This is a genomic window from Leptospira haakeii (assembly GCF_002812045.1).
GTDB classification, from domain to species: domain Bacteria; phylum Spirochaetota; class Leptospiria; order Leptospirales; family Leptospiraceae; genus Leptospira_B; species Leptospira_B haakeii.
Genome location: NZ_NPEG01000001.1, coordinates 136371 through 157862, shown reverse-complemented (window position 1 = coordinate 157862; position 21492 = coordinate 136371). Strand labels below are relative to the sequence as shown.

General features: G+C 42.1%; 19 protein-coding genes and 2 tRNA genes. 12 read left to right on the top strand and 9 right to left on the bottom strand.

All coding sequences use genetic code 11. The features are described from left to right. Window positions 1-9: 9 nt before the first annotated feature. Window positions 10-1125 carry an LIC_10450 family protein gene (locus CH377_RS00800; protein WP_100721950.1) on the bottom strand — a complete coding sequence of 372 codons (1116 nt, stop codon included), beginning with the start codon at window positions 1123-1125 and terminating at the stop codon, window positions 10-12. Window positions 1126-1598: 473 nt separating this feature from the next. Between CH377_RS00800 and rpsT the strand changes: the two genes are divergently transcribed. From rpsT to CH377_RS00755, 9 genes are all read left to right on the top strand, one after another. Further along, the gene (gene rpsT / locus CH377_RS00790) at window positions 1599-1868 is read left to right on the top strand and encodes a 30S ribosomal protein S20 (protein ID WP_086458106.1); all 270 of its coding nucleotides are present in this window, start codon (window positions 1599-1601) and stop codon (window positions 1866-1868) included. A 16-nt stretch (window positions 1869-1884) separates the two neighbouring features. Further along, window positions 1885-1957 (top strand) — tRNA-Val (locus tag CH377_RS00785). 37 nt (window positions 1958-1994) lie between these two features. Beyond that, entirely contained in the window at window positions 1995-3386 is a 1392-nt protein-coding gene (gene glmM, locus CH377_RS00780) for a phosphoglucosamine mutase (protein WP_100721949.1), read from the top strand. Window positions 3387-3389: 3 nt separating this feature from the next. Further along, entirely contained in the window at window positions 3390-5222 is a 1833-nt protein-coding gene (gene glmS, locus CH377_RS00775) for a glutamine--fructose-6-phosphate transaminase (isomerizing) (protein WP_100721948.1), read from the top strand. A gap of 4 nt (window positions 5223-5226) precedes the next feature. After that, on the top strand, window positions 5227-6270 hold the full coding sequence (locus CH377_RS19830) for a GlmU family protein (RefSeq protein ID WP_243401919.1): 1044 nt from the start codon (window positions 5227-5229) through the stop codon (window positions 6268-6270). 18 nt (window positions 6271-6288) lie between these two features. Beyond that, window positions 6289-7896 (top strand): carboxyl transferase domain-containing protein, encoded by a 1608-nt coding sequence (locus CH377_RS19825; protein WP_243401918.1) that lies wholly within the window; start codon window positions 6289-6291, stop codon window positions 7894-7896. A gap of 306 nt (window positions 7897-8202) precedes the next feature. Beyond that, window positions 8203-9501, top strand: a complete 1299-nt coding sequence (locus CH377_RS00765; protein ID WP_100721947.1) for an ammonium transporter — start codon at window positions 8203-8205, stop codon at window positions 9499-9501. A 35-nt stretch (window positions 9502-9536) separates the two neighbouring features. Next, window positions 9537-9881 carry a P-II family nitrogen regulator gene (locus tag CH377_RS00760; RefSeq protein ID WP_008595143.1) on the top strand — a complete coding sequence of 115 codons (345 nt, stop codon included), beginning with the start codon at window positions 9537-9539 and terminating at the stop codon, window positions 9879-9881. A gap of 135 nt (window positions 9882-10016) precedes the next feature. Beyond that, window positions 10017-10808, top strand: a complete 792-nt coding sequence (locus CH377_RS00755) for an SH3 domain-containing protein (protein WP_100722772.1) — start codon at window positions 10017-10019, stop codon at window positions 10806-10808. Window positions 10809-10875: 67 nt separating this feature from the next. Here CH377_RS00755 and prmC read toward each other — a convergent pair whose 3' ends face one another. The 7 genes from prmC to fusA all read right to left on the bottom strand — a co-directional run bounded on the left by prmC (window position 10876) and on the right by fusA (window position 17711). Next, on the bottom strand, window positions 10876-11739 hold the full coding sequence (prmC, locus tag CH377_RS00750; RefSeq protein ID WP_100721946.1) for a peptide chain release factor N(5)-glutamine methyltransferase: 864 nt from the start codon (window positions 11737-11739) through the stop codon (window positions 10876-10878). A gap of 7 nt (window positions 11740-11746) precedes the next feature. Beyond that, window positions 11747-11823, bottom strand: a tRNA-Arg gene (locus tag CH377_RS00745). 26 nt (window positions 11824-11849) lie between these two features. Then, window positions 11850-12491, bottom strand: a complete 642-nt coding sequence (locus CH377_RS00740; protein ID WP_008594423.1) for a Crp/Fnr family transcriptional regulator — start codon at window positions 12489-12491, stop codon at window positions 11850-11852. Next, window positions 12492-13553: a cyclic nucleotide-binding domain-containing protein gene (locus tag CH377_RS00735; RefSeq protein ID WP_100721945.1), complete on the bottom strand. Its 1062-nt coding sequence runs from the start codon at window positions 13551-13553 to the stop codon at window positions 12492-12494. 24 nt (window positions 13554-13577) lie between these two features. Continuing rightward, entirely contained in the window at window positions 13578-14807 is a 1230-nt protein-coding gene (locus tag CH377_RS00730) for an amidohydrolase family protein (RefSeq protein WP_100721944.1), read from the bottom strand. 35 nt (window positions 14808-14842) lie between these two features. Beyond that, window positions 14843-15496 carry an LIC_10271 family cell wall hydrolase gene (locus tag CH377_RS00725; protein WP_423789899.1) on the bottom strand — a complete coding sequence of 218 codons (654 nt, stop codon included), beginning with the start codon at window positions 15494-15496 and terminating at the stop codon, window positions 14843-14845. 94 nt (window positions 15497-15590) lie between these two features. Then, window positions 15591-17711, bottom strand: a complete 2121-nt coding sequence (fusA, locus tag CH377_RS00720) for an elongation factor G (protein ID WP_100721942.1) — start codon at window positions 17709-17711, stop codon at window positions 15591-15593. Between the two features lie 331 nt (window positions 17712-18042). Between fusA and CH377_RS00715 the strand changes: the two genes are divergently transcribed. Next, complete coding sequence (locus tag CH377_RS00715) at window positions 18043-19611, top strand: TrkH family potassium uptake protein (protein WP_100722771.1); 1569 nt, start codon at window positions 18043-18045, stop codon at window positions 19609-19611. 8 nt (window positions 19612-19619) lie between these two features. Here CH377_RS00715 and CH377_RS19620 read toward each other — a convergent pair whose 3' ends face one another. After that, window positions 19620-19790 carry a hypothetical protein gene (locus CH377_RS19620; protein ID WP_165780436.1) on the bottom strand — a complete coding sequence of 57 codons (171 nt, stop codon included), beginning with the start codon at window positions 19788-19790 and terminating at the stop codon, window positions 19620-19622. A 222-nt stretch (window positions 19791-20012) separates the two neighbouring features. On the opposite strand from CH377_RS19620, the gene CH377_RS00705 reads away from it, so the two are divergent. Both CH377_RS00705 and CH377_RS00700 read left to right on the top strand, forming a co-directional pair. Next, the gene (locus tag CH377_RS00705; protein WP_100721940.1) at window positions 20013-20912 is read left to right on the top strand and encodes a decaprenyl-phosphate phosphoribosyltransferase; all 900 of its coding nucleotides are present in this window, start codon (window positions 20013-20015) and stop codon (window positions 20910-20912) included. 18 nt (window positions 20913-20930) lie between these two features. Next, on the top strand, window positions 20931-21446 hold the full coding sequence (locus CH377_RS00700; protein WP_100709061.1) for a redoxin family protein: 516 nt from the start codon (window positions 20931-20933) through the stop codon (window positions 21444-21446). Window positions 21447-21492: the final 46 nt, after the last annotated feature.

The window sequence follows — 21492 nt, the reverse complement described above, 5'->3', positions numbered from 1 at the left end:
AAAAGGTTTCTATCCTTCGCTATCGGCCCATTTTTGCAAGGAGATAAGTAGTCCGCCTATATCTTCCGAACAATATAATAAGGCGCTTCTGGCATCCTTATACATCTGTTGTTGGTTATAAGCTACTTGTTTCAGGTGGTTTTCGTTTTTAGTATTTAGGACGTTTAATGCGTTCAGGACCATTTTTTTGACTTTTCTGGTCAGATCTAATAGAAGTTCCTGCATTTCCCAACGGATCACCAATTTTAATTTTTCCTGATCCGAAGTTTTGGACTGCAATGCCTGCTTACGATGAGACTCGTACTTTGCCACATAATAGGTGACGGATCTAGGATAAGAAGTCAGCTCTTTATGATAATTTAATATCTTATCCAACTTTTGGAAGAACTCTATATCGAATTCTCTTGCCAGGTTCCCTACCATGTTTTTGTTTTCAGAAGGATCTCCGGTTGCTTCGAAAATTTTAGAATTTCGAATATTATTCAGTACGGATTCGATCCTATCCTTGATCTTCTGAAATTGTTGAACGCTATCTTCGATATATTTCGTTTCTCTGTTGGAGCCTGCTTCTATATTCTCTATAAAAACCGGAATATCTTCTTTTCCTGCGTTAGAAGAAAGCCCAGCATCCGAGATATTCAGGTCAACTTTCGAAAGATCGAATATATCGTTTTGGACCGAGCTCATTCTTGCGGATAGATCAGGTCCTTCAGAAGGAGAAATATCTAATTCTTTTTGAGAATTAGGAGTGTAAGCAGGTTTTTCCGAATTTGCAGAGCTTGGCTTAGTATGTTTTGTTTTTTCTGCCAGGTTCTCTACCCAGTCAGCACTAGGATGTTTTGTACTTTTAAGAAGATTGGATAATTTCTGTAGATCTAAAGGGTTGGATGTAGCCTTAGGATTGACTCTACCTAATTTAGGCTTATTCGCTTCCGCCTCGGAAGCTTTTTGAAGAGTGATACGAATGATCTCCGCCTTTCTACTTTCTTTATTGAAACGAACAGCGTAACGGTTCCCGTTCCTATCCAAATACTTGGTTCCCAACTGGGCCAAAGAAAGTTTATTGGGATCGATCTCATCGATCGAGTTCACAATGATATAGTCTTGTGCTTGTCTTGATATCATGCGAGGCGTCCCTGGATCTTCCAATAGGACGGATAATTAATTTCCAATCTACTGAATTAAAAAAATAAGATAAAAATAAGTGCAAGCAAAGCAAAAAATTCTTCCGGACCTTAGTTTAGGAAATTTATTTCAGATATACCTCGTTTAAGGTAGTGTCGAGTTTCGATAGCTATTGGAACTCTAACAAGGCGGCTACAAAACTAGTTACTTAAGTGCAAATAACGCAATCGTCAAATTCGAAGTCGACCTCAGTGAGGACAGTGGTCCTTCTTCTTATCCGCCGAGACTTGGGCGGATCTTTACGCGACAACGATCGCAGCGAAAATCCCGCGTAGCGGATTGAAGCGGAGAGCGTGATCGCTCGCAGAGCGAGCGAGTCGCCCATCCATTCGAACAAAAGAAGTAAAAGCGCGTTGACAGGCTGCCTGGGTACGAAAATCTGGGCTCAATCCCTTAATAGGAAGTAGAGATCCTTGGCGAATATTAAATCTTCAGAAAAAGATATCCGTAGAACGAAACGCAGAAATGCGGCGAATTCTCAAAACAGGAATCGCCTTAGGACCCAAGCTAAAAAGATCCTAAAAGCGCTCCAAGACGGAGAAAAAGACTCCTTAAAATCTTTGTTCGGACAATACTCTTCTCTTCTGGACAAAGCTGCGAAAACCAACCTGATCCACTCTAAAAATGCAGACCGCAAAAAGAGTCGGATGGCATTGCGTATCAATCAGGCTGCAACCGCATAATAACCGTTTTCATAACGGGCGATTAGCTCAGCTGGGAGAGCGCCTCCCTTACAAGGAGGATGTCGGCAGTTCGATCCTGTCATCGCCCATGTTCTCATCCCAATTTAAAAAACATTCCTCGGAATCATGGCTCTAAATCCTCAAAAACCGGTCTTCCAACACCCGGATTTGATGGTTTCAGTGTCCGGAATCCGAGGAATCATTCCCACCGGATTAAGTCCCGACGTCATTTTCCATTCACTTATGGCCTTTGGGTCCAGACTCAAAGGTAATACTGTAGTCATTGGAAGAGATTCTCGTCCAAGCGGTGCTTATATAGAAAATATCGCGATCGGTATCATGCTAGGAATGGGCAAAAATGTGATCCGTTTGGGGATTGTTCCTACTCCTACTGTTAAGGCAGTGGTGGCTCAGTCGGGAGCTGCTGGTGGGATCATGATCTCCGCTTCTCATAATCCGGTTATCTGGAATGCATTTAAGTTCATAGGCCCTGGTGGTTTTTTTACGAATGCAGAAGACTTAGAAGGTCTTTTGGATCTTGTCCGAAAAGAAGATTATAAACCTTTCCAATTTAAACCGAATACGGATGTGGAAGATGGGACCGACAGGATCCAAGCCCATATCGATTCCGTTTTGGCTCGAGTGAATATATCTGCGATCAAACGTAAAAAATTTACGGTATTTCTGGATGCAGTTAACGGTGGTGGAAGCTTCGTTTTACCGGAATTGTTAAGTCGCTTGGGTTGTAAGGTCATTCTACAGCATTGTACTCCTGATGGAACATTTCCTCGCCCGCCGGAGCCTACACCCGATGCACTTAAACAATCTTCCCGTCTGATCAAAAAATCCAAGGCAGACATTGGTTTTGCATTGGACCCGGACGCCGATAGACTTGTGGTTTTATCTCCTAAAAAGGGAGCTATTTCAGAAGAATTAACTCTTCCTCTTAGCTTTATGTCCTACCTTACTTCTAATTCTCTTCCGAAAAAGGCATCTATCACCGTGAACCTCTCCACAAGTTTTGTGAACGATTGGGTCGCAGACTCCGTTGGAATTCCGACTTATCGATCTAAGGTGGGAGAAGCAAACGTTGTGGCAGAAATGATACACCGTAAGTCGGTTTTTGGCGGAGAAGGAAACGGAGGAGTCATTGATCCGGCGATCCCTTCTTTCGGAAGAGACTCTCTTTCCGGGGTGGCCCATATACTGAATCTGCTTGCCCTAAAGGGGGAAGATGCTGAAACTGTGATAGGTAGTCTTCCTGCGGTCCATATGCGCAAGATCGCCTACAAGATCGCGGGTCAGAAGACGGAGCAGATTTATTCTAAGTTTCGCAGCGCCTTCTCCGAATATAAAGAAGATTCGAGAGACGGTTTACGTTTAGCAAACCAGGACTCTTGGATACATATTCGACCTTCGAATACCGAGCCGATCCTCCGGTTGATTGGAGAGGCCAGAACCAAAAAGGATCTGGAATCCCTTTTAAATAAAGCCGGAAAGATCATGGAGAATTCATAATATATGTGTGGAATCGTAGGATACGCTGGCGATAAGAACGTAGAATCCGTACTCATAGTAGGGCTCATCGGTTTGGAGTATCGTGGATACGATTCGGCCGGGATCGCGGTCCTGGACAGAGGAGAGATCCAAGTCCGTAAACAAAAAGGCAAAATTAAGGATCTGGAGAATTACCTAAAGGAACATCCGATTCGAGGTAATGTTGGAATTGGTCATACTCGTTGGGCAACTCACGGTGAACCAAACCAAATCAATGCTCACCCTCATACTGATTCCAAATCTACTGTAGCAGTAGTTCATAATGGAATTGTAGAAAATTATTCCGAGCTCAAGCAAGAACTCAAACAAAAAGGTTTCGTATTCCATAGTATGACGGATACGGAAGTTCTTCCCAATCTTTTGGCGGAGAGCAGAAAAAGAGGCTTATCCAATAAGGAAGCTTTTTTAGAATTATTTAATAGAGTTCATGGAAAATGGGCGATCGCAGTTGTATTCGATAACGAACCGGACAGAGTGTATTTCGCGCAAGATGGAGCACCTTTACTTTTAGGAAGAGGAAAAGAAGAATACTATCTTGCTTCCGATATTTCTCCATTAACTCGTAACTGTAGAGAAGTTTATTATATTAACTCTAAAGAATGGGGATACTTTTCAAAAACCGAATGTAAGATCTTCGGATTTGATGGCCTTGAGAAAGAATTCGAATTCAAAGCTCAGGATATCAAATTTGAGGATGTTGATAAAGGCGGTTATCCTCATTATATGATCAAGGAGATCCACGAACAACCCGGAATTTTCCGTAGGATCATCCAATCTCGTATCAGCGAAGCCGGAGAGATAGAATTTCCGGAGAGTACAATCTCTAGAGAAATGATGTCCAAGGTAAACCGTATCATCATCCAAGCAGCAGGAACCAGCTATTACGCAGGTATGCTCGGAAAACATTATCTGGAAAATTTCGCAAAAATTCAAACGGATACCGAAACTTCTTCGGAGTTCCGTTATAGAAATCCTGTGGTCGAAGGTGACACTCTTATCGTAGGAATTTCTCAGTCCGGAGAAACTGCGGATACTCTTGCTTCTCTATTGGAAGCAAAAGCGAAGTTTATCAAAGTTCTTTCTTTGGTGAATAATGTGAACTCCACAATTGCAAGAGAATCGGATTCATTTATTAGAACAGATGCCGGTCCTGAGATCGGGGTTGCGAGTACAAAGGCATTCACTGCACAAGTAATCAACCTTCTTCTTTTTTCATTATACGTTGCTCGTTTGAAATGGATCGTTTCCGACGAAGAACTTAAGACACTTTTAGAAGAGATCCGACTTCTGCCAGGTAAAATGGAAAGGATTTTGGCTCAGGCTCATATCCTGGAAACTTGGGCTGCGGATTTTACTAAGACCAAAGATTTTGTATTCTTAGGTAGGACCTACAATCATCCTGTCGCGTTAGAAGGGGCTCTGAAATTAAAAGAAGTTTCTTATATCCACGCTTCCGGTTATGCGGGTGGGGAATTCAAACATGGACCGATCGCACTTATTACAAACGAAGTGCCGGTTGTATGTATCGCGACCAAATCCGAAATTTATAGCAAAATGCTTTCCAATATCCAGGAAATCAAGGCCCGAAATGGAATCATGATCTCCATAGTGACTGAAGGAGATAAAGAGGCAAAAGAGCTTTCAGACTACTGTTTTGAAGTTCCGGAATGTCCGGAAATTTTGAGTCCGATCCTGAATGTTCTTCCTCTCCAACTTCTGGCCTATTATTCTGCCGTGGCTAGGGGTTGTCCTCCGGACCAACCTAGAAACCTAGCAAAGTCCGTCACAGTGGAGTAGTGTAGTGGGCAGAATTCAGAGAATTTGGATCGATGAGAGGGAAACTCCTCCCGGTTTGGGAGCCTTAACCAGGATTCGATCTTTCTCCGAGATTCGAGACGGGGTTTTAACTCCACTCCAACGTTTAAAAGAGCAGTATCCTGATTCTAAGATTCTGTATTCTCATTCAAATCCTGCTTTCGAGAAAACATTCTTCGAAAGAAATCCAAAGATTTCCGAATACGATGGTAAGGATGTAGACCTAATCATTCGTCCTGAGGAATTCCTACCGTGGAAATCCTTGGAGTCTGTGGGCAAAAACATAGACCAGGACTTGGAAAATCATAAGGACCTACGCAAATGGGCCCGCAAACTCAAAGTGAAGTCCGGAGATTTCCAAGTAGTCGGAAAATCCAAACACGTTCATATTCATCCTTCCGCTAAAATTTATCCTGGTGTAGTCATAGATGTAACTTCAGGACCTGTGATCATAGACAAGGATGCAAAAGTGACTTCTTTTAGCTTTTTAGAAGGTCCCCTTTACATAGGCCAGGGCACTCATGTAGACAATGCTCGTATCACCGGAAACACTTCTATAGGGAATGTATGCAGGATAGGTGGAGAAGTAGGCGATAGTATTATATTAGATTTTACGAATAAACATCACGAAGGGTTCTTAGGACATTCCGTGGTGGGAAGCTGGGTTAACCTAGGAGCATTATCCACAACCTCCGATCTAAAGAATAACTACGGTGTCGTTAAGATCAGAGAAGAACATAGCGAGATCACAACAGGTTCCATCAAATTCGGTTCTATCATTGGAGATTTTTCCAAGATAGGTATCGGAGTGATGTTGAATACAGGAACTGTGATTGATTTTGGATGTAATGTTGTTTCGTCCAAGGCGAGTGGATATCTTCCGCCATTCTTATGGGCGGATGGACAACCTTATATCTTAGATCTATTTCTTCGTGATTCACGCAAGATCATGGCAAGAAGGAACAGAGAACTTTCTCATTCCGAATCAGAACTTATTAGAATTTTATACGAAACCAAGGTCCGGAAATAAAAAAGGACCGGAGGCCCCATGGAAGTTTTGGAATCGCGTATTAGTACGTCTTCCCCTGAATATAAAGAGAATTTCAAAGACCTTTCAGAGAAGGTCGCGAATTTACGTAAACTTCTCCAAAAAGCCGGACAAGGCGGAGGAGAAAAATCCATCCAGAAACATAAGAGCAGAGGAAAACTCACCGCAAGAGAAAGGGTACAAGGACTTATCGATCCAAATACTCCTTTCTTAGAATTCTCTGCTTTAGCCGGGGAGAATGTTTATGCGGATGATGTTCCTTCTGCAGGTATCGTAACCGGGATCGGTAAAATTTCAGGAACTCCTTGTGTGATCGTTGCAAACGATGCTACTGTAAAAGGAGGGACCTATTATCCTCTCACCGTCAAAAAACATATCCGTGCCCAAGAGATTGCATTAGAGAATCGTCTTCCTTGTGTTTATCTGGTAGATTCGGGTGGAGCATTCCTTCCGATGCAGGATGATGTTTTTCCTGATAAATGGCATTTCGGTAGAATCTTTTATAACCAAGCAAATCTTTCTAGAATGGGGATCCCTCAGATCTCCGTAGTAATGGGAAGTTGTACTGCAGGCGGTGCATATATTCCTGCGATGTCAGACGAATCTGTGATCGTAAAAGGAAACGGTACTATTTTCCTAGGTGGACCTCCTCTTGTAAAAGCTGCCACTGGAGAAATTGTTACTCCGGAAGAATTAGGCGGCGCCGATGTCCATTGCAGGATCTCAGGGGTTACCGATCATTATGCGGAGAATGACCCACACGCTCTTGAGATCGCTAGACATATCGTTTCTAGTTTAGGAGCAAGAGCCAAAAAATTAGAAGAGCAAATATCATACGAAGAACCACTTTATCCTTCTGAGGAAATTTACGGGATCATTCAAAAGGATATCCGTAAACCTTATGATGTAAGAGAAGTTATCGCAAGAGTGGTGGACGGTTCCAGATTCCAAGAATTCAAAAAATATTATGGAACTACCATAGTCACGGGATTTGCGAATATTTACGGAAAGACAGTAGGTATTATCGCAAACAACGGAGTTTTATTTTCTGAAAGTTCTTTGAAGGCGGCCCATTTCATCCAACTTTGCAACCAAAGAGAGATCCCTTTACTCTTCTTACAAAACATCACCGGTTTTATGGTCGGGAAGAAGTATGAGAACTCAGGTATCGCAAAAGACGGTGCAAAAATGGTAAACGCAGTCTCCACTTCTGTAGTTCCAAAATACACTGTGGTAATCGGTGGTTCATACGGAGCCGGAAATTACGGAATGTGCGGCCGTGCATTTGGACCTAGATTCCTATGGATGTGGCCGAACGCTAGGATTTCAGTCATGGGAGGAGAACAAGCAGCAAATGTTCTACTCACAGTGAAGCAGGAACAATTGGAGAAGGAAGGAAGATCACTCTCCGACACGGAACAGGCCGCGTTTAAAAAACCTATATTAGAAGATTATGATAATCGTTCGTCTTGTATCTATTCGACCGCAAGACTTTGGGACGATGGAGTCCTAGATCCTGCTCGTACAAGGGAAGCTTTAGGTTTGGCATTGTATTCTGACCTTTCTCCGAAAGGTATTGAGCCTTCTTATGCAATCTTCCGGATGTAATTTTCTTCCGGAAGATTGATACCTAAGTATAGTTTTCACTTCTAAAATTTTATTTTTCCGACAGACCCTAAAAATCTGCCTAATAAGTACGCAAACTGCTAGGCTGGGTCTGGCAATATTTACCCTGAACTAGGGAAAAATCTGCCTCAGATAAAAAAATGGACCCTTTTTCTGAGTGAAAACCTCGTTTCAGGCCTCTATGATTCCTATTCTGTTTTTTTAATCTTTTTTTGAACTAATTTTTAACTCAGGTACTCTTCTTGCATTATTTGGATTAAACATATTTTCGAGATGAGATTTGAGAAAATGAAAATTGCCCAAAAACTTATCGCGCTCTTGATCTTAATCGCTCCAGTACTGATCTGGGGTCAAGACGCTACACCAGCACCAGCCGCGCCTGCTGCCCCTACTTTGGATAAAGGGGATACCGCATGGATGATCGTGGCTTCCACTTTCGTGTTCTTCATGATCCCAGGACTCGCGCTGTTCTACGGCGGTATCGTAAGATCTAAGAACGTTCTTTCAACAATGATGCATAGCTTTGTTGCGATTCTTGTCCTCACAATCCAGTGGACATTATTCGGATACAGCTTAGCTTTTTCCGGCGATAGTCCATTTTTCGGCGATTTTCAACTCTTCTTGTTGAATGGAATTACCGACGAAACTTTGGAAGGAACGATCCCGAAATACATTCACTTCCTTTTCCAAGGAATGTTCGCGCTTATCACTCCGGCTCTAATTTCCGGTGCGATCGCAGAAAGAGTGAAACTTTCCGGTTATATCGTATTCATTCTCGCATGGTCTACCTTGGTTTACGATCCAGTCGCACACTGGGTATGGTCCGCTAACGGTTGGCTTTTCAAAAAGACCGCTCTGGATTTCGCAGGTGGAACAGTGGTTCACTTGATCTCCGGTATCGCAGGTTTAGCTGCAGCAATCGTATTAGGAAAACGTAAAGGAGAAGGTCCTGCACTTATCGCTCCAAACAACTTGACCTACACACTTATCGGTGCGGGTTTCCTATGGTTCGGATGGTTCGGATTTAACGCAGGTTCCGGTCTTGCTACAAATGGTCAGGCTGCAAGAGCTTTCGTTGTAACTTTAATCGCTCCTGCAACTGCAGGTGCTGTTTGGTTATTGATCGAATATCTTCATACTAAAAAGGCTACTGCTCTTGGAGCAGCTTCCGGGATCGTTGCAGGTCTGGTTGTGATCACTCCTGCTGCAGGTTTTGTGGACGCTACTGGCGCGTTGATTATGGGAGTAATCGTATCTCCTGTTTGTTACGGTGCTATCCTACTGAAAGGTAAACTTGGTTATGATGACTCATTAGACGCTTTCGGAATTCATGGCGTTGGTGGAGCTATCGGAGCGATCCTTACAGGTGTATTCGCACTTGCGCAATATATTCCTGAGGGAGTTACTCGCGGAGACCAAATTATCGTTCAGGTTATCAGTGTTGTAGCTACTGGTGCTTACTCTATCGTCGTATCCTTGATCTTAGTGTTTATTATCGACAAAACGATCGGATTCAGGATTTCCGAAGAGAAAGAGATTGCTGGACTCGATTCCGAGATTCACGGAGAAAAAGGTTATATTATATAACCTTTTGAATTTATACATTAAGTAAAGGAGAGCATATGAAATTAATCGTAGCAATTATCCAGCCCCATAAACTGGAAGAGGTTAAAGCGGAGCTTACTAAGAATGAAATTTATAGACTTACCGTAAGCGACGTGCAAGGCTACGGGCAGCAAAAAGGTAAAACTGAAGTATTTCGTGGACATGAATACCAAGTAAACCTTCTAAGAAAAGTAAGATTGGAAATCGCGGTAAACGACGAGTTCGTTAAACCAACCGTTGATGCAATCTTGAAAGCTGCCAAAACCGGTGACGGAAAGATCGGAGACGGAAAAATTTTAATTCTTCCTCTCGAAGATGTGATCCGTATCCGCACTGGAGAAAGAGGAAGCTCAGCGATTTAATTCTTCCCCAATACGAGTCGAAACTAGCTTCGGGGTCGGTGATTTACCGACCCCATTTTTATTTTGGAGCTTAATATCGTTTGTTTTTTGTTAGACGATATGATTCTAAATGAGTATATCTAATCTGTGTTTCTTATGATTAGATTTCTATTATACTTCACTGTAGCATTTTGCACGACATTCTTATTTGGATGTTTTTCTAATTACCAATCCGCATACGTAAATACCGGCTCAGGACTTAGGATACGTTCCGCTCCAAAACTTTCTTCTGAAAAGATGGGGGCCGTTCCATACAAAGGAGAAGTAAAGATCTTGGAGAAGGACCAAAGATTGGCACATATTGACGGATTTGAAAATTATTGGTACAAGATCAAAAGTGAAGAAGGGGAAGGATGGGTTTTCGGAGGATATTTAAGTTTTAAACATCCGGATTTTTTACCTCCAGGTTCTAATTCATATACTGGGCTAGTTTATAATCACCCCATTCATTCATTAAAACTAATTCGAATTTATATTATAAACGAAAGTTTGTTCTTAAATTTATACCAAGCAGATCCAAAACATATTTTCGCTTTTTTAGAAAGAAAAAATAAGATTTCGGAAAGTATAACTGAATGGAGAATCCTACATGCGATTACTATGGATGTGCTTCAAAAAGACGAAGAGTTATTGAATCGTGTTACCACCCAATGTTTTACTCCTGGACTGGATGGGAAAGAGGTCATACTCGGGATTTTAAAAATACAAATGCGTAAGACTGGAGTAACTATCGGAAATCATTATGAAATGGCACTTGATAAGCTGAAGATCCGTAAAGCGTGGACTCTAAGTGAGGATGAGTTGTTTTTACAACCTGTTCTGAAAACGAAAGGGATAGAATGTACAATTTTCGATCCTGGGGGGCAGTTAAAGGCAATTTCGGAGTGAAGGTCTTGTATCCCGTCAGGAGGAAGCAGGTAAAACCGGGAGATCACCTAGCTCTCTAAAAAGAATCCTATAATATCAACCGAACAAAACTATCTCTTCCGGAAAGGTCCTTTTTCAGATCTGCCCCGGAATACCCGAGAGAAAGAGCAGTTTCTTTTAACCAGTTGGAATATCTAGGATGAGTTTCCAGATACAATCTGCCTTCCTGTTTTAGTTTTGTCTTTGCTTCAGTTAATATCTTAGTATGAAATCCTTGAAAATCAGCGACGAATAATGCAAGATGTGGTTCATAATCTGCAACATCAGGCATAATCGTCGGTTTATCCGCTTCGGGAATATAAGGGGGATTAGAGACGATCAGATCGAATTTGGTTTCGTCCGGAATAGGGGAGAGCAGGTCTCCGTGATAGAGTTCGAAACTTCTCTCTGTATTTAAGATTTCTTGAATATTCTTTTTGTTAATCTCTAATGCAGATTCGGAAGCATCCGTAAAGGACACTTTCCATTCTTTTCTGGCCTTGGCTAGGCTGATCCCTATACAACCGCTTCCTGAACAAAGATCCAATATTTCTAAACTGTTTTCTTTGTTTGGATATTCTTCTAAAACCCAGGCGACTAATTCTTCCGTTTCCGGTCTTGGGATAAGGACTGACTCGTTTACATGGAATTCTGAATCGAAAAATGCTTTCTTCCCTATGATATAAGCGGTAGGCCTGAATTTGGATCTTTGGACGATCCTTTCTCTGTATTCGTCTTTTTCAGAGGCGGAAAGAGGTCTTTCGAAATCTATATAAAGTTTAACTCTTTGGATCTTGAGTAGGTCTGCGAGTAATATCTCCGCATCCAATCTTGCGGAAGGTATGTTTTTCTTTTTTAGAAATTCTTCCGATTTTTTGAGTAGGTTCAGAACGTTGTCTTGGGAATCTGCCATGGTTTGATGGTGGCCCCGAGAGGATTCGAACCTCCGACCAAAAGTTTAGGAAACTTCTGCTCTGTCCACCTGAGCTACGGGACCTTTATCTTTAGAACGCCGGTATTCTGTTAAGAAGGTTTGCGCTTCTGAGAGACTATTCTCTGGAAGTCGTTAATATTGTGAATTACGATTTTGTCCGAGTATATCTCGATTTTACCGCTTTTAGCGAATTGGTTCACTACCTTCTGGACTTCTCCCACAGGTTGGGCACACCAATCCGCCACGTCTTCCACTGTTACGTTGAGCACGACCTCTTTGAATTCTGTGTGAGTATGCATCTTTTCATACAACATCAAGAATACGTCGGCTACTTTTCCGATGATATCATCCAGTAATAGAATGAGTAATCTTCGTTTTGCGTCGTAAATTCTGACGGAGAATATTGTGAGGATCTTGAGTGCAAGAGTCGGATTCTTGGTCATCAATAGTTCGAAGTTTGCTCTATTGAAGTTAAGTACTTTTACTTCTGAGATTGCGATTGCGGTCGCACTTCTGGGTTGTTCTTCTAAGATCGCCATCTCTCCGAAAATATCTCCTTGTTCTAAGATATCTAAGGTCTTGATGGAATTCCCCACAGTTTTAGTGATCTTTACTTTTCCAGCTTGGATCAGAAAGAAATCGTTTCCTGGTTCGTTTTCGCAGAATATGATCTGGTTCGGTTCGAAAGTTTTTCCGAACTTTGAGAACATCGACTCGAGCATTAAATCCATTTAGGCGCTGAGCTCCTTGGCTTTTTGGCGAGCCTTCTGAGAGAGACTGTCTCTTTCCGGAGGAAGTAATGCTACCTTGCCGAATAACATTCCAGCCCTTTGACGATCTCCTTGTTGTTCCGCGATCTCTGCCAAATGAAATAAAGACTCTTTTACTGATTCTCCGGATGGATGTTTTTTAATATAAGCGGAGAAGGTATTGCTTGCCGTATCCAAATTGTTCAGCTTTAGGAAACAAACACCCATTTGGAAAAGTGCATTGTCCACGAGTTTCTTCTCACTATCGTATTTGAAATCAGTACGGACCATCAGATCTTTGAAGATGCCGGCTGCTTCTTCGAATTTACCTACGTTCAAGAATGTATGAGCGCGATTATATAGAGAAGTAATCGTATTGTCTGTGCCAGCACCCAGATTCGTTTTTTCTGCAGCAGGCTTCATGATATTCTGCAGATTTTCCTGGGACATAGGCGCCCTGGTAGAAGCTGCATCGTAAACCAGTGGAGGCATATTGATCGGGTAGGGAGTTCCCTTTCTCGCAAGATCTTGTAGCTCGGTGGCTCTTCCGGCATAAGGCCCGCTAGGATAATGTTCCAAGTATTTTCCGAATCCGTAAGCTGCGTGTTCGAAGTTGTTATTCTTATAAAATACTTCGGCGACGTTCATGAGCTCGAATGCAGGGTTTCTAGCTTCTGCCTGGCCCAAGATCTCTCTTAATTTTTTGTGAACCAGTCGCAATTGGCTGGAGAATACCTTCATCATCTTTAAAATCAGATGAGTTTTTTCGGCTACGAATGTTTCGAAGTCTGAAAGTTTGAAAACTAAGACAGTTGCTCCGCCTACAACCTGAGCGGTTTCTTCCCTAGGGTATTTTCCCAATGCGGATTTGACTCCGAAAAATTCTCCCAGTCGTACGTCTTCTTTTACCTCGTAACCGGAATCGATCGCGGTGTACGTGAGAACGACTCGACCTTGTCTGAGGACATAGATATCCTCCGATCGATCTTTCTCGAAGTAAATAATAGAACCGCCTTTATAAGTTCGGATTATGGGCCCAGCCAAGACCGTTACCTTCTTCTCTAAATCTCACCCGACAGGAAAAAATGCCAAATCCTTTTTGTAACCAAGGGCCCGGGTGACCGATTCTAGCAACCCTAGGGGGTCTCCTGCAAGGTATTTATCGGTTCCGGCGATCTTAATTTCGCGCCCTGTCACGCCTGTTTCGTCAAAAAAATCTTTCAAAGAAAGGTCGCCGTAGGAAGGTTTCCCGTCCTTCACCACCAAGCGTACGGACTTGAGATCCGCAGTGCAAAGTGTTTGGTAGGCGTCTTCTTTTTCGGAAGAAAGAACTAAAAGATCCGCTTTTTTTCCGACTTCCAATTTGCCCAAATCGTTCTCTACCCGAAGAGCCTTTGCGGGATTTTCAGTGACCATCTTAAAAACAATTTTAGGATCCAATTCTTTTCCAAATTCTTTGGTAAAAAATTCCCGGGCAGATTTGATCTCTTGGAAAATATTTATAGACCCGGACATAGGAGAATCCGTACCTAAACTAACGTTGATCCCCGCTTCCAGGATCTCGCGTATAGGTGCCGTTTTGCCGAACATAAATAGATTAGATTCAGGGCACCAGACCAAGTTTGCCTTTGTTTTGGAAACCGTTTTGATATCTTCCGTATCGAAAGCGATCCCATGAACGAGTACTGTGTTTTCTCCTAAACAGCCGAGAGAATTCAATTCTTTCAGTGCGTTTTTGGATTCATCATCGAATCCTTCGGAGATATGGGTTACGAAAGGAAGATTCCCTTCTTTTGCTCTGGCATATTCTATCTGAGGACCATCTCCCCAACCAAGGGAATAAGAGCAGATACTATGAGAAAGAGTAAAACGTTCCAGGATACGGACCGGAGATTTATCCAAAAAAGGTTTTTGGACGAAGTGGGGAATATGATCCAAAACGGAAGTCACACCGCTGATCAGATTTTTATAAGAACCTAATAGATATAGTTGCTCAGGCTCGAGCTGTTGTCTTTCCGCATATACTACAGAAGATTTGAGATCATTGTCCCAAGGAAGCCAATTCAAATAAGGACGGTTTGTTCCGACTTTAGGAAGATAAGTCCCAAGTAAATGGTCATGAGCATTGATCAGTCCTGGATAAACGAAATTCCCTCTTAGATTGATACGGATAGGTAGAATATCTTTAGGGATCCCGGAGGAGATAGAAAAGATCCTTCCGTCCTTGATACGGATAGTTGCATTCTCCAATACTCCTTGAGGGGTAACGGCCTTAGAATTTACGATTTCCCATTCCATTTATGTGCAAAACCTAATATACTTAATAGCCGCGATCAGTATTTCAAAAGTGGGATCGGATCCACAGCTTTGGTGCCTTGGTTGATCTGGAAATAGAGTCCTTTACCTTCTTCCAATTCACCTAAGGAATCTCCCGCTTTTACCGTTTCGCCTTCTTTGACGGAAACGGATCTGAGATTTGCATACACGCTGGAATATCCGCCTTTATGCTCTAAAATAATATATTTCCGGTAACCGTCCATTTGGTCCAGTACAACTACTTTGCCGGACCGGATCGGATGTACATCCTTATGTCTGCTTGCCTTGAACAGAACTCCCTTATTCGGATAGTAAGAAAGATTAGAATAAGGAAGTGAAACAGGCGGAAGTACTTTTAATGGAGAATGGAACTTAGGACTTCCGGTAGAAGGCGCGTCTTCAGGTAGATTTTTTTCGATCTTAGAAGAATAGGCTAGGTTTTGAGGGATTTTCAGTTTTTCTCCCACTTTCAAACCTTCGTTTTCTTTTTTGCCATTCCACTCCAGGAGCATTCTCCAATCCAATTTGTACTTTTGGGAGATAGAAAATGCAGTCTCTTTCGGTTGGACTATATGGATCTTTAATTGAGTTCCTGCGGAATTAATTTGAGAAGTAAAAGAAATGAAAATCATTCCGAAACATATCAGACGAATGAAATGGAACTCCCGCATACTCTAAAATATCGGCAAATTTTGTTTCCCACCAAAAAGAAAAGGGAGCCGGATTGGCTCCCTTTTTTCCAAAAAGAAGGATGTTCTTGGAAGATCAATCTTCGTCTTTGGAGTTCGGTTTGTATTTTTTCATCAATTCTTCTGCTACGTTTCTTGGAACAGGAGCGTAACGAGAGAATTCCATAGAGAACTCCGCTTTTCCTTGGGTAGAAGAACGGATCACAGTAGAATATCCGAACATATCGGAAAGAGGAACTTCTGCTTCCACTTTGCAATATCCGTCTTGCTCGGTGGTGTTTAGGATCATTCCTCGTCTTTGGTTCAGGGAAGCAAGGATTGGACCTTGGAATTCCGCAGGACCGTCAACTTCTACTCTCATGATAGGCTCAAGGATCTGAGGATTTGCTTTGCTGAAACCTTGGCGGAATGCATAGCGTCCTGCGATCTGGAATGCCATATCGGAAGAGTCCACATCATGGTAAGAACCGTCGTTGATAGTCAGTTTTACTCCGATGATAGGGAATCCGATCATACTTCCACGATCCAAACAGCTCTTGAATCCTTTATCTACAGAAGAGATAAATTCGCGAGGGATTGCTCCTCCCACTACACTGTTTACGAATTCGTAATTCTTATCTTCTTCCAATGGGATAGGCTCGATGAATCCCGCAACACGACCGAACTGACCTTGACCACCCGTTTGTTTTTTATGGGTATAGTCGAAGTCCGCGCGGCTTGTGATAGTTTCACGATACGCAACTTGAGGAGCACCAGTGATCAGCTCCACTCCGTATTCCCTTTTCATCCTTTCGATATAAACTTCGAGGTGAAGTTCTCCCATCCCTTTGATGATGGTTTGTCCGGATTCTTGGTCTACGTGAGTTTGGAACGTAGGATCTTCCTTGGTAAAGCGGTTGAGAGCTTTTGCAAGGTTGTTCAAGTGTTTAGATTCTTTAGCTTCGATTGTAAGAGAGATTACCGGAGCAGGAACGAACATGGATTCCATGGAAACGTTCATTTTTCCGTCGGTAAAAGTATCCCCGGAAGCACAATCGATACCGAATAATGCGATGATATCACCAGCTTCTGCGTAGTCGATATCTTCCATCTCGTCTGAGTGCATACGACATAGACGACCAACGTTATGTTTCTTGTTGTTCGACATGTTGTAGATGGTCATACCTTTCTGGATCTTTCCTTGGTAAACACGAACATAGGTCAACTGACCGTAACGTCCGTCCTCAAGTTTGAACGCTAGGCAAACGAGTGGTTTGTCTTTATCAGAAGGTAATACTACTTTTTCGGATTCGTTTTTAACGTCCAAAGCGGAGTTAACAACGTCCACAGGAGAAGCTAGGTAATCCAAAACTCCATCCAGAAGTTTTTGAACTCCTTTGTTCTTGAAAGCAGAACCCATAAAAACTGGGGTCAGTTTCAAAGAGATCGCTCCATTGCGGATCGCAGTTTTGATTTGCTCTACTGTAGGTTCTCCTTCTAGCATAGCTTCAGTCAATTCGTCTGAGAACATAGAAGCTGCATCTAAGAGTTCTTCTCTCTTCTTATTAGCAAGTTCTTGTAATTCAGCAGGAATCTCTTTCTCAGTGATTTCCATTCCGTCTTTTCCTTCGAAATAAACGGCTTTCATAGTCACTAAGTCTACGATCCCAACTAAATCTCCTTCGAGACCGATTGGAATTTGAACTGGAACAGCGTTATGCTTTAACTTCTCGCGTAATTGATCGATCACGCGGAAAGGGTTCGCTCCAGTACGGTCTAGCTTATTAATAAAAGCAACACGAGGAACGTTATAACGGCGCATCTGTCTGTCCACAGTGATGGACTGAGATTGAACTCCGGAAACTCCGCAAAGAACTAAGATAGCGGAATCCAGAACCCGTAGGGAACGCTCTACCTCAACGGTAAAGTCCACGTGGCCCGGAGTATCAATGATATTGATAGTATAGTCTTTCCACTGGCAGTAGGTAGCTGCGGATTGGATAGTAATCCCTCTCTCGCGCTCCAATTCCATACTGTCCATTTTCGCACCGACTCCATCTTTACCACGAACTTCGTGGATCGCATGGATACGGTTAGTATAGAATAGAATCCTCTCGGTCAGGGTGGTTTTCCCTGAATCGATATGGGCGGAAATACCGATGTTCCTAGTTTTTAGGAGTTTTTCGGTGGGTTTGAAGTCCGCAACTGCAGTGCTCATTTAGTCCTCTTTAAAAGTTCCACGGAAAATCCTATTGAAGCCCTTTAGCAGAGCAGAATAAAAATTTTATATGGATACTAATCTGACTGGGTTCCCTAGGTAAAGGAACCCTAATTCTTACCAATTTTCGGAAAGGGCCGCGTTTGTAAAGATCGTTTCCAAGAATAGATTGCCGATCCGGGCTCGTATAACCTGTTCTTAGATAAAATATAGATCACAGTTTCATTCTGATTTCAGAACCCATCCATGTTTGTTTCTAAGACAAGGAAATTCATTGCCCGGGTTTGCCGGGGTCAAAATAGTTTCTGGAAGGGCAGTTTTTCCCTTCTACATGAGCCCATACAAGTTCCTAAAACGAAACGTAAACCGAATTGCCAGGGCATTTTTGCTATTATCAGTAGCAAGGATACTTTGCCTAGCATTTGCGGGAGCGATCTTGGTTGGATCTTTTATGGTCTATGCTTCTGAAGAAGGTAGGATCTCATACGCCGATTCCTTCTACCTTGCCGCTTCCTCCATCTGTGTTACAGGTTTGACCACTGTTACTATCAGTGAGCTGGCATTCTCCACCCAAGTAATCATCATGTTCTTATTCCAAATAGGTGGATTGGGAATCATAACGTTCACGGTTCTTGTTGGAATCTTGGTGGTGCGAGGACTTTCCAGAAGTACTCGGATCGCTGCATTCGTATTCGAGGCAATAGACTCTCACGAATCTGCAGACGGAAAGAGCAAGAATGCTCCTTATGTCCGAAGGATATTATTATCTATTTTGAATATATCCGTTTCGATAGAGTTACTGGGTGCATTTTTATTGTATTGGGCAATGCCGGAAGATCTAAGCGGATTGCCGGGAGACCCGAATCGAGTTTTTTTAAGTTTATTCACTTCCGTTTCTGCATTCAATAACGCAGGATTTTCCATAGTAGACGATCTTTCATTTTTATCCAAAGAGCCACTTGCTCTTTTAGTGGTAGAAAGTTTAGTAGTGATGGGAGGTATCGGCTTCCCAGTTATCCTATTCTTTGAAAAAACATTACTCGAAGCATTTAGAAACGTAATGCATCGGGTAGAAGTGGTCATGGAGACCTATCTAATGTCTAGAGCATTAGAAGAAGGTAAAGAACCTTCCTGGATCTACCTCATCCTGATCCGTATGTCTTTCTGGGCAGAGGAAAGACTCGCTCTTTATAGAAAGGCGCTTAAGGGAGAAGCAAATCGGATCCAGATGAAACTTCTACTTTATGGAACTTTAATATTGGTCCATGTGGGCGGGATAGGGGTCCTTTTAGCAGAATGGGACAATCCAGAGACCATCGGAAAATTAGGATTCGTAGATAAATTATTCAATTCCTTCTTCCTTTCTGTATCTTCTAGAACTGCTGGATTTAATACATTCGATCTTTCCGAGATGAGAAGTCCGACTTACGTTCTTCTTTGTTCTTTGATGTTCGTGGGAGGTGGTCCTCAAGGAGCCGCAGGCGGTATCAAGATCACAACCTTTGTAATTCTATTAATGTATTTACGAAACGTGATCAGTCCTCAAGCAAGAGTGACCATCATGGGAGAAGAAGTTTCTAAAAACTCGATCGCGATCTCCACTCGGATCTATTTTTTAGCAACGATATCCATCGTATTCTTTATGTTGGTGATTACGATCGCGAACGGACATAGACACGGAATAGAGGAAATATTTTTTGAAGTCATGTCTGCATTTGGTACTGTAGGATTAACAAAAGGATTAACTCCGTATATCACTGGAGTCGAAAAGTTTTTATATCCTTGTATTATGTATGTGGGAAGAGTAGGTGTATTCACTCTTCTGATTGCATTTACCGGACATTCCGGATTAGGGACCTTAGGAGCGCAAGACGATGGAGTTAAAATCCAAGTAGGATAATCTCTTCCTTAAGATAATTGGTGAGCTTCCGCCAATTTGAAATAATAGATATAACGATCCAATTTTAGATCATGAACTACTGAAATGAGTTCAAAACCTATAGCTCCTAAAGGATCGAATGCATCTTGTGTCAATGGGTCCTTGCTTTCCACGATCTTGTATGTGATTTTCCTGTTCATAATGGAAATTTGATAAGCTAACAATGAATAATCGTAAAGCTTAAAATTAAAAACTGAAGATTTCGATTTTAGTCCTTTCAGATTAGTTTTTTGTTTTTGTCTCTTCCATAATCCCTACCCTAAATTCTGAGAAATCTCCTCCTATTTTAGAGTCAAAATTCCCTTGCAAGCCTTCTATTTCAGATCAATCTGGCCCCTAAAGCGGACTGACCGGGAGAGAGAATGTTATTTTCCTATATAAAACTTTTAAGACCCCACCAATGGATTAAAAATATCATCCTATTTGCTGGGATCATATTCGGTAAAAAATTAGGAGATCTGGAATCAGTAGAAAGAGCGATTTACGCGTTCTTCCTATTTTCACTCACCGCAAGTTGCCAATATGTTCTAAACGATTTTCTGGACAGAAAAGAAGATGCACTTCATCCGGAAAAAAAGCATAGGCCTCTAGCTTCCGGGGCGATCTCACCTACTATAGCACTTCTACTTACAGCAATTTTACTTTCTGTAACCCTGGTGTTTTCATTCAAACTGCAGGCGGATTTCTTCTACTGGGTTGCCGGTTATCTGATTTTCAATATAGTTTATAGCCGTTTCTTAAAACATATGGTCATCCTAGATGTGATGAGCATTTCTTTTGGATTCGTAGTGAGAGCGATCGCAGGTTCGATCGTGGTCGGAGTGAGTTTCTCTTCTTGGCTTCTTCTTTGCACATTCATGTTAGCTCTTTATTGGGGCTTTGGAAAAAGAAGAGGAGAGCTTATCATCTTGGAAGAAGGAGCCAAGGGTCACAGAAAGATCTTGGAAGAATATTCGGTTAACTTCCTAGACTTGATGATGGGGATTGTTGCCACTATGACCTTGGTTACCTATGTTATGTATGTAACTAGCACTCATACCATCGAGAATCTAGGCACTGATAAAATGGTGTATACGATCCCGATCGTAGTATATGCGATCTTTAGATCCTTGTACATTATCTATATCAAGAACATGGGCCATAATCCTACTAAGGCGATTTTAACCGATTGGGGTGTCCTTGTGGCGGGATTTCTTTGGCTTTTACTCGTAGTTTGGATAATGTATTCGGGTTCCGGACAAAGTCTTCCTTTTCAGTTATAGTCTAGGTCTAACTAAGGCATGAACAAAAGAGTAAAGTCGGGATTTCAGTATGGAGGAGCATTGGCTCTTCTACTTTCCGCGACTTTTTTTCTAGCCTGGTTTAGAGCCTTAGATACTGAACCTGTAGTGAGTCTGGATGGAAAAGAATTCAGAACTCCTATAGGCGAAAAAGCCAATATAAAAGGTAAGACCACGGTAGTATATTTCTGGGCGACTTGGTGCGGAGTTTGTAATACGAATCTTCCTTTGGTCAAATGGTATGCATCCACACTCAAAGACGAAAATCATTATGCATTCATTAGTGTAGAAGAGGGAGAAAATTCTTCGGCTCTTAAAGATTATCTAGAAAAACAAGCTGTGGATTTTCCAGTGATCGTAGGAAACCCGATGTTACTCAGAGATTGGGGGATCAGAGGTTATCCTAGCTTTTATATTTTGGATGGAGAAGGAAAGGTAAGATTCGCAGAATCCGGAATTATGAGCCCTTTGGGCATGTTCCTAAGACTGATCTGGGCAAGAATTTTATGGTCCTGATCGTCCTAAATATTATCAGTCTTTCTTCCCACCTTTGAATTTCAAC

Bases quoted from the DNA above. Each gene is read 5' to 3' on its own strand.
- CH377_RS19620 (WP_165780436.1), bottom strand. From the start codon at position 19,790: ATGAACAGGAAAATCACATACAAGATCGTGGAAAGCAAGGACCCATTG.
- glmM (WP_100721949.1), top strand. From the start codon at position 1,995: ATGGCTCTAAATCCTCAAAAACCGGTCTTCCAACACCCGGATTTGATG.
- CH377_RS00700 (WP_100709061.1), top strand. From the start codon at position 20,931: ATGAACAAAAGAGTAAAGTCGGGATTTCAGTATGGAGGAGCATTGGCT.
- glmS (WP_100721948.1), top strand. From the start codon at position 3,390: ATGTGTGGAATCGTAGGATACGCTGGCGATAAGAACGTAGAATCCGTA.
- CH377_RS19825 (WP_243401918.1), top strand. From the start codon at position 6,289: ATGGAAGTTTTGGAATCGCGTATTAGTACGTCTTCCCCTGAATATAAA.
- CH377_RS00705 (WP_100721940.1), top strand. From the start codon at position 20,013: ATGTTATTTTCCTATATAAAACTTTTAAGACCCCACCAATGGATTAAA.
- CH377_RS00755 (WP_100722772.1), top strand. From the start codon at position 10,017: ATGATTAGATTTCTATTATACTTCACTGTAGCATTTTGCACGACATTC.
- CH377_RS00740 (WP_008594423.1), bottom strand. From the start codon at position 12,491: ATGGATTTAATGCTCGAGTCGATGTTCTCAAAGTTCGGAAAAACTTTC.
- CH377_RS00760 (WP_008595143.1), top strand. From the start codon at position 9,537: ATGAAATTAATCGTAGCAATTATCCAGCCCCATAAACTGGAAGAGGTT.
- CH377_RS00765 (WP_100721947.1), top strand. From the start codon at position 8,203: ATGAAAATTGCCCAAAAACTTATCGCGCTCTTGATCTTAATCGCTCCA.
- CH377_RS00715 (WP_100722771.1), top strand. From the start codon at position 18,043: ATGAGCCCATACAAGTTCCTAAAACGAAACGTAAACCGAATTGCCAGG.
- prmC (WP_100721946.1), bottom strand. From the start codon at position 11,739: ATGGCAGATTCCCAAGACAACGTTCTGAACCTACTCAAAAAATCGGAA.
- CH377_RS00730 (WP_100721944.1), bottom strand. From the start codon at position 14,807: ATGGAATGGGAAATCGTAAATTCTAAGGCCGTTACCCCTCAAGGAGTA.
- CH377_RS00800 (WP_100721950.1), bottom strand. From the start codon at position 1,125: ATGATATCAAGACAAGCACAAGACTATATCATTGTGAACTCGATCGAT.
- fusA (WP_100721942.1), bottom strand. From the start codon at position 17,711: ATGAGCACTGCAGTTGCGGACTTCAAACCCACCGAAAAACTCCTAAAA.
- CH377_RS00725 (WP_423789899.1), bottom strand. From the start codon at position 15,496: ATGCGGGAGTTCCATTTCATTCGTCTGATATGTTTCGGAATGATTTTC.